The 7,463-nt window shown below is 58.9% G+C and carries 9 protein-coding genes; 1 reads left to right on the top strand and 8 read right to left on the bottom strand.

Annotated elements, in window-relative coordinates; genetic code table 11:
* Positions 1 to 2: 2 nt before the first annotated feature.
* A complete protein-coding gene (locus ABRZ26_RS23175) occupies positions 3 to 467 on the bottom strand; it encodes a tRNA (cytidine(34)-2'-O)-methyltransferase (RefSeq protein WP_319606458.1) in 465 nt (154 codons plus the stop codon).
* 214 nt (positions 468 to 681) lie between these two features.
* On the opposite strand from ABRZ26_RS23175, the gene ABRZ26_RS23180 reads away from it, so the two are divergent.
* Positions 682 to 966 (top strand): hypothetical protein, encoded by a 285-nt coding sequence (locus ABRZ26_RS23180; protein ID WP_319606459.1) that lies wholly within the window; start codon positions 682 to 684, stop codon positions 964 to 966.
* Positions 967 to 995: 29 nt separating this feature from the next.
* Here ABRZ26_RS23180 and ABRZ26_RS23185 read toward each other — a convergent pair whose 3' ends face one another.
* The 7 genes from ABRZ26_RS23185 to ABRZ26_RS23215 all read right to left on the bottom strand — a co-directional run.
* On the bottom strand, positions 996 to 1,952 hold the full coding sequence (locus ABRZ26_RS23185; RefSeq protein ID WP_319606460.1) for an AEC family transporter: 957 nt from the start codon (positions 1,950 to 1,952) through the stop codon (positions 996 to 998).
* Positions 1,953 to 2,008: 56 nt separating this feature from the next.
* Entirely contained in the window at positions 2,009 to 2,758 is a 750-nt protein-coding gene (gene ugpQ / locus ABRZ26_RS23190; RefSeq protein ID WP_319606461.1) for a glycerophosphodiester phosphodiesterase, read from the bottom strand.
* The gene (locus tag ABRZ26_RS23195) at positions 2,758 to 3,831 is read right to left on the bottom strand and encodes a sn-glycerol-3-phosphate import ATP-binding protein UgpC (protein WP_319606462.1); all 1,074 of its coding nucleotides are present in this window, start codon (positions 3,829 to 3,831) and stop codon (positions 2,758 to 2,760) included. Before ABRZ26_RS23195 ends, ugpQ begins: the two co-directional genes overlap by 1 nt.
* Before the next feature lie 30 nt (positions 3,832 to 3,861).
* Positions 3,862 to 4,707: a sn-glycerol-3-phosphate ABC transporter permease UgpE gene (gene ugpE, locus ABRZ26_RS23200; RefSeq protein WP_319606463.1), complete on the bottom strand. Its 846-nt coding sequence runs from the start codon at positions 4,705 to 4,707 to the stop codon at positions 3,862 to 3,864.
* Complete coding sequence (gene ugpA / locus ABRZ26_RS23205; protein ID WP_319606464.1) at positions 4,704 to 5,591, bottom strand: sn-glycerol-3-phosphate ABC transporter permease UgpA; 888 nt, start codon at positions 5,589 to 5,591, stop codon at positions 4,704 to 4,706. The genes ugpE and ugpA overlap by 4 nt, the downstream gene beginning before the upstream one ends.
* Positions 5,592 to 5,666: 75 nt before the next feature.
* A complete protein-coding gene (gene ugpB, locus ABRZ26_RS23210) occupies positions 5,667 to 6,968 on the bottom strand; it encodes a sn-glycerol-3-phosphate ABC transporter substrate-binding protein UgpB (protein WP_319606465.1) in 1,302 nt (433 codons plus the stop codon).
* A gap of 289 nt (positions 6,969 to 7,257) precedes the next feature.
* Positions 7,258 to 7,463 (bottom strand): T6SS phospholipase effector Tle1-like catalytic domain-containing protein (locus ABRZ26_RS23215; RefSeq protein WP_319606466.1); only part of this gene is annotated, 206 nt, incomplete at its 5' end.

Here is a 7,463-nt window from a genome sequence, read left to right on the forward strand (position 1 = left end):
TATCAGGTTCGTCCCCCAAAGCCGTTCTGCCGCCAGGCTTCATAGCTGATGATGGCGACGGCGTTGGACAGGTTGAGGCTGCGGCACTCCGGCTGCATGGGAATACGGATGCGGAAATCCGGCGCAAAGCCGTCGCGGATCTCATTCGGCAGACCCGCGGTTTCCGAACCGAACAGCAGCACATCGCCAGGCTGATAGTCCGGCCGATCGTAAGGGCGGCTGCCTTTGGTGGTACAGGCGAAAATCCGTTGTCCGGCGACCGCGGCCAGAAAATCCTGATAATTTTTATGGCGGTTGACGTTGGCGAGATCGTGATAATCCAGCCCGGCCCGGCGCAGCTTCTTCTCTTCAAAATCAAAGCCCAGCGGTTCAATCAGATGCAGCGTGCAGCCGTTATTGGCGGCCAGACGGATAATATTGCCGGTGTTCGGGGCTATTTGTGGCTCATAGAGCGCAATATGAAACATGAGGTAACTTCAATCGCAAAGAAAAATTCCGCCGCAGTATATAACATTCCCGGCGGGTGACCCAAAGCCTGACGGAGACGCAATGCAGATAACTCTGCACGACGTTTCCGCTGACAGCGATTACACTTCTTAACGGCGGCGATGACATTCGCGGGAATGCAGGCGGCGCCGAATAGATAGACGGTTTGGCGCATTCCGCGCCGTGGAGGACCGAATGAAACACGCAATCAAACTGACGGGATTATCGCTTGCCTTATTATCGCTGCCGCTGGTCACGCTGGCCGACGCCGTGAAGGCGCCATCGGCGCAACAGCAGCAGTATGAAAACGGCATCAATAGTCAGAAGCAGTTGCAACAACGTATGCAGCAAAATCAACAATTGCAGAAGCAACAGTTGAACCAGCAATTACAGCAGCGCAATAGCCAGCTACAGCAACAACAAAAACAGCAGTTACAGCAGGAAAAACAACGCGCGCAGCAAAAGGCGCTGCCGCAGTAACGGGCGTGCTGACGTCCCTGTTCGCGCCGCTATAAGCGTACGCCCATCAGGGTCAGGATCAGCGGAGTGGTCAATGCGGCCAGCACCGTCGACATCAGCAGACTGGAGGCGACCGGGCCGCCCAGTACGTTGAACTGACGCGACATCAGATACACGTTCACGCCGACCGCCATCGACCCCAGCAACACCACCGCCCGCGTTTCCATTTCCGGCAGACCGATCGCCGCCGCGATGCCCCAGATCACCAACGGCTGCACCAACAGTTTGATGGCGCAAATGGCGCTGCTGATTCGCCAGCCGTCGCGGATCTGGTATTCCGCCAGCCCCATTCCCAGCGCGATCAGCGATAGCGGCATGGCAATCTGTCCCAGCATGCCCAGCGGCTGGTCGACGTAAGACGGCAGAGTCAGGCCGGTCAGGCTGAACGCCGTGCCGGAAAGAATGCCGATGATCAGCGGATTTTTCAGCACGCCCAGCGCGGTTTTGGTAAAACCCCGGAGCGAAGGCGCGCCGTTGCGCGCCCACTCCACCGAGACCGTCACCAGCGTCCAGAGGATCAGCCCGTTAAACACCACCACCAGCGCGACGGAAGGTATCGCTTCTTCCCCCAGCATCAGCGTGGCGAGCGGCAGGCCGAGCAGGACGGTATTGGAAAAGATACCGCTCAGCGCAAAAATGGATCCGGAAACGCCATCCAGATGAAAAATTTTGCGCGACACAATGCGGCCCAGAATGAAGACCACCAGACAACTGCCGAAAAAAGCGATCAATAACCGGGCGTCGACGACAGGACGTTTGGAAAAATCGCTCATCAGGCGGAATAACATGGCGGGCAGCGCCACCGAAAAGACAAAGCGGCTCATGCCATCGGTAACGGTGGTCGGCCATTTTCCATAACGGATCAGCGCGTAACCGAGGGCGATCAAAACAAACAGCGGTAAAGAGAGGGAAATCTGGTGCCAGAGGGAAACAATAAATGCGAGCATCGCACCACTTCCTTAATCAACCGGCACCTTGAGATCCATATAACAGCAGACAGATTTCAGCCGGCAGCAAAATCTGGTCCGATTAAATCTATCCGGTCGGTACAGATGCAGTCAACGCCCCAATCGAGCAGCGTTTTCGCCCGCGCCGGCTGATTGACGGTATAAACCAGGATTTTCAGCCCGGCGGCCTGCAATAACGCCGCCCGCTCCGCCGTCAGCAACTGATGGTTAAGGTGGAGGGAAACGCACCCTAAGCGCTGCGCCAGCGATTGCCAGTCGTCATTCCATTCATCCAGCAGCAGGCCGCGCGGCAGTTCGGGCGCCGCTTGGCGGGCCGCTTCCAGCGACGTCGGCGAAAAGGAAGACAGCAACGGCGCAATGGGGTGATCCTGCCATAACCGGCGCGCCGCCAGGGCGACCAGACGTCCGGTTTCCTGCTCGCGGCCCGTGGTGGGTTTAATTTCAATATTGGCCGCCATGCCGTACTGTTTACAGCGCTTGGCGACTTCCGCCAACAGCGGCAGCCGTTCGCCGGCAAATTTGTCGCCGTACCAACTGCCGGCGTCCAGCGTGACCAGTTTATCCCATGGCTGGTCGCCGGCGATCCCCCAGCCGTTGCTGGTGCGTTCCAGTGTGTCGTCATGCAGTAAAAAGATCTGCCCGTCCTGCGACAGTTTGGCGTCGAACTCGATCATCCTGTGACCAAACCCGGCGCCGACATCAATCGCCGCCAGCGTATTTTCCGGCGCCAGAGAACCGCCGCCGCGATGGGCGACGATTGACGGATAAGGCCATTGCGTTACCATTATTCCACCCGTAATCCGCTTTGCGAATCAAACCAATGCCATGATGACTCCGGCAGATGCAGTCGGAGCGTTGAGCCCGCCGCCGGGCAATGCTCGTAGGAGAGACGAACGATCACCTTTTGCGTCCCCCATTGTCCATGCGCCAGATTGTCCGCGCCCAGCAGCTCCAGCGTCGAAACCCGCAGAGGAATGCCGCCGGCCTCGCTTGCCGCCAGTTGAATATGCTCCGGCCTGACCCCCAGCGTCAACTCGCGTCCGCGCCATTGCGGTTTGGCGGTCGTCAGCGGCAGAGCCGCATCGCCGTCTAGCTCAAAGCGACAGCCGTCGGCGCTGATCCTGCCCGACCACAGGTTCATGGCGGGCGAGCCGATAAAACCGGCGACAAACAGCGATGCCGGACGACGATAAATCTCCGCCGGCGCGCCAATCTGTTCGGCAACGCCTTTATTCATCACGATGACGCGCTGCGCCAGCGTCATCGCCTCTACCTGATCGTGCGTGACGTAAAGGCTGGTGGTGTTCAGGCGCCGATGCAACTGCTGCAATTCCAGCCGCATCTGTACCCGCAGTTTGGCGTCCAGGTTTGACAGCGGCTCGTCAAAGAGAAAGACCGCGGGCTCGCGTACGATGGCGCGTCCCATCGCCACCCGCTGACGCTGCCCGCCCGATAACTCGCGCGGTTTGCGCGCCAGCAGCGGCGCCAGCTCAAGGATGCGCGCCGCTTCATCCACCCGCTGGCGAATCTGCGTTTTACCGAAGCCGCGGATTTTCAGCCCGTAGGCCATATTGTCATACACGCTCATATGGGGATACAGCGCGTAGTTCTGGAACACCATCGCAATGCCGCGATCTTTGGGCTCCAGATCGGTCACCCGTTGGTTATCGATATAAATATCGCCGCCGGTGGCTTGTTCCAGCCCGGCGACCATGCGCAGCAGGGTGGATTTGCCGCAGCCGGACGGCCCGACCATCACCACAAACTCGCCGTCGGCGACGTCGAGATCGATGGGGCGGATCACCTGGGTTTTGCCGTCGTAGGATTTACTGACGGCCTGAAGTTTTAAACATGCCATAAAAAACGTCCTGTGGGTTTTGCAACGCCGCTATTTTTCACTGTCGACCAGACCGCGCACGAACCAGCGCTGCATCAGCAGCACCACCAGCAGGGGCGGCAGCATGGTCAGCAGCATCGCCGCCATCACCTGATTCCACTGCGTCGCCCCGTCGCCGGAGGCGATCATGCTTTTGATCCCGGCCACCGCGGTGCCGAGATTGGCATCGGTAATAATCAGCAGCGGCCACAGATACTGGTTCCAGCCGTAGATAAAGGTGATGACGAACAGCGCCGCCAGATTGGTTTTCGACAGCGGCAGCACGATATCGAAAAAGAAGCGCAGCGGGCCGGCGCCGTCGATGCGCGCCGCCTCCAGCAGCTCATGCGGCAGCGTCATAAAAAACTGCCGGAACAGAAACGTCGCCGTGGCCGACGCCATCAGCGGCAGCGTCAGCCCGGCGTAGCTGTCCATCATCTCCAGCCGGGCGATCACCTCCACCGTGGGGAAGATACGCACCTCCACCGGCAGCATCAGCGTCAGGAAGATCATCCAGAAAAACACGCCGCGCAGCGGAAAACGAAAGTAGACGATGGCGTAGGCGGACAATATCGACACCGTGATTTTGCCTACGGTAATCGCCAGCGCCATCACAAAGCTGTTCAGCAGCATCAGCCAGAAGGGCGTGACGCTGTTGCCGGCGCCGTGCAGCCAGATATGGCGCAGATTTTCCCACAGGTGCGCGCCGGGGATCAGCGTCATCGGCGCCTGAAATACCTGTTGATCGTCCAGCGTGGCGGCGACGAACCCGACGTACAGCGGGAACAGCACCGCGGCGATGCCGACAATCAGCATCAGGTGGCTGAAGATATCCAGTCCGCGTCGGTTCTCAATCATTGGTAGTTCACCCTCCGTTCGACAAAGCGGAACTGAATCACCGTCAACCCGATAACCAGCAGCATCAGCACCACTGACTGGGCGGCGGAGCTGGAGAGATCCAGCCCGGCAAAGCCTTCGCGGTAAATTTTGTAGATAAGCGTGGTGGTGGACTGAACCGGGCCGCCGGCGGTGGCGGCGTCGATGATGGGGAAGGTATCGAAGAACGCGTACACCAGATTGATCACCAGCAGGAAAAAGCTTACCGGCGAGATCAGCGGCAGCACCAGATTGAAGAAGCGGCGCACCGGGCCGGCGCCGTCAATCGCCGCCGCTTCGATCAGCGAGCGGGGGATGGACTGCAACGCCGCCAGAAAAAACAGGAAGTTATAGCTAATCTGTTTCCAGACTGACGCCAGCACCACCAGAAACATCGCCTGGCCGCTGTTTTGCGCGTGGTTCCATGAGTACCCCAGCAGGCCGAGAAAGTGGGTGATCAGCCCCAGACCGGGGTTGAACAGAAACATCCACAGCACCGCCGCCACCGCCGGCGCGACGGCGTAGGGCAGAATAATCAGCGTCTGATACAGACGGCTGGCGCGGATAACATAATCCACCAGCGCCGCCAGAAACAGGGAGATCAGCAGGCCGAATCCCGCCACCAGAAAACTGAAGGTCAGCGTGGTGTAAAAGGAGTCGAGATAGTAGGGGTTATCCAGCAGTTGTCTGAAATTTTCCATACCGACGAATTCGCTGGATAGCCCGAACGGATCGAGACTTTGCACCGAATACCACAGCGCCTGACCTGCCGGCCAGAGGAAAAAAATCGCGGTAATCAGTAGCTGAGGCAGCACCAGCACATAGGGCAACCAGCTACGGTTAAAAACGGGACGGGATGATGTCATGCGCGAACTCATTAATACTTGCGCCAGGGGACGGGCCGCTTCCCTGCGGCCCGATACGGCGCATTGCCGACAGGGTTATTTCGTTGACTGCTCGAAGCGACGCAGCAGGGCGTTGCCGCGCGCAACGGCGCTGTCCAGCGCCTGCTGCGGGGTTTTCTTACCCGTCCACACGCTTTCCAGCTCTTCGTCCACCACGGTACGGATCTGCGGCATATTGCCCAGGCGCAGCCCTTTGGTGAACGGCAGCGGCGGCTTGTTCAGCATCTGGCGCGTGGCGATATCCGCGCCCGGATTCTTCTCGTAGAAACCCTGCTTTTGCGTCAGTTCATACGCGGCCTGGGTGATGGGCAGATAACCGGTTTTCTGATGCCATTCGGCGGCGATTTCCGGCTGCGCCAGGAACTGCATAAATTCAGCGACGCCTTTATAGGTGGCGGCGTCTTTGCCGTTCAGCACCCACAGGCTGGCCCCGCCGATAATGGCGTTCTGCGGCGCGCCCTGCGCGTCGGCGTCATACGGCATCATGCCTACGCCGTAGTCGAATTTGGCGTGCTGGCGGATATCCGCCAGCGAACCGGACGAAGCGGTGGTGATGGCGCAGTCGCCGTTGTAGAACTTCTCGGTCGGTTCATCCTTGCGCCCGAAATAAGTGAAACTCCCTTGCTTATTCATATCCTGCAAGCGCTGAATATGTTTGACCTGCGTCGGCTGGTTGAATTCCAGCACCGCGTCGCTGCCGTCGAAGCCGTTGTTTTTGCTGGCCACCGGCAGGCCGTGCCAGGCGCTGAAGTTTTCAATCTGAATCCAGCCCTGCCAGCCGCTGGCATAACCGCATTTCAGGCCCGCCGCGCGCAGTTTGGCGGTGTACTCGGCCAGTTGCTGCCAGGTTTTCGGCGGCTGCTCCGGGTCTAAGCCGGCTTTTTTAAACGCGTCTTTGTTGTAGTACAGCACCGGCGTGGAGCTGTTAAAGGGCTGGGATAATAGCTGACCGCTTTTGGCGTCGGTGTAATAACCGGAGACGGTGGGGACGAAAATCGACTCATCAAAATGGATGCCGGCGTCTTTAAACACTTCATACACCGGTTTGATGGCCTTGCTGGCCATCATGGTGGCGGTGCCTACTTCATAAACCTGCAAGATCGCCGGCGCGTTGCCGGCGCGATAGGCGGCGATGCCGGCGGCCAGATTCTGTTCGTAGTTGCCTTTATAGATCGGGACGATTTTCACGTCGCGGTGGGACTGGTTAAAACGGTCCGCCAGTGAATTGACCTCGACGCCTAACGCCCCTTCCATCGAGTGCCAGAAGGGGATCTCGGTAACGGCCAGCGCATTGGCGCTGTAAGCCAATGCGAGTGTGGCGCATGCCACTGTTTTCATGACACGTACCTGACGAAATAGCGGATTAAGCATGCTTGTCTCCTGGAATTTGGGCTGCGAGCGTTTTTTTATTCGCGAGGTAACATGACATGCGTTCATGACGGAAAAATAACGGATAAATGACGTCAGGATGACAGGGCGGTGAAAACCTGACTGTTGAGACCACTAAATTGATAGCGCGAAGACGCGTATTCAGTGTCGTTCAGGTGCGGCGTACGCAAGGCGTGCCGACGGCGTTATACATTCGTTCTTCGCGTCGGCACAGCCCTAATCCCGCTAAAATAGGCCGTCAGCCCTGCCGAGGATTGCGTACCAGCGGCGCAATGCCGTGCGCCGCCCACACCGCCGCCGCCCTTTCCTGCGCGTAGGCCAGCCGTTTCTCCTGCGCCACTTTCTGCTGCCCGCGGATAACCGTCCCCGGTTCCCGGGTAAATGCCCGCAGTTCGTCCGCCTCCGGCCGCATCGGCAACGCCTTGCCGCTCAGAATGTCTCCCG

The organism is Brenneria sp. L4-2C (genome assembly GCF_040240335.1).
Lineage (GTDB): Bacteria > Pseudomonadota > Gammaproteobacteria > Enterobacterales > Enterobacteriaceae > Brenneria.

Bases quoted from the DNA above. Each gene is read 5' to 3' on its own strand.
- ABRZ26_RS23175 (WP_319606458.1), bottom strand. From the start codon at position 467: ATGTTTCATATTGCGCTCTATGAGCCACAAATAGCCCCGAACACCGGC.
- ABRZ26_RS23180 (WP_319606459.1), top strand. From the start codon at position 682: ATGAAACACGCAATCAAACTGACGGGATTATCGCTTGCCTTATTATCG.
- ABRZ26_RS23185 (WP_319606460.1), bottom strand. From the start codon at position 1,952: ATGCTCGCATTTATTGTTTCCCTCTGGCACCAGATTTCCCTCTCTTTA.
- ugpQ (WP_319606461.1), bottom strand. From the start codon at position 2,758: ATGGTAACGCAATGGCCTTATCCGTCAATCGTCGCCCATCGCGGCGGC.
- ABRZ26_RS23195 (WP_319606462.1), bottom strand. From the start codon at position 3,831: ATGGCATGTTTAAAACTTCAGGCCGTCAGTAAATCCTACGACGGCAAA.
- ugpE (WP_319606463.1), bottom strand. From the start codon at position 4,707: ATGATTGAGAACCGACGCGGACTGGATATCTTCAGCCACCTGATGCTG.
- ugpA (WP_319606464.1), bottom strand. From the start codon at position 5,591: ATGACATCATCCCGTCCCGTTTTTAACCGTAGCTGGTTGCCCTATGTG.
- ugpB (WP_319606465.1), bottom strand. From the start codon at position 6,968: ATGAAAACAGTGGCATGCGCCACACTCGCATTGGCTTACAGCGCCAAT.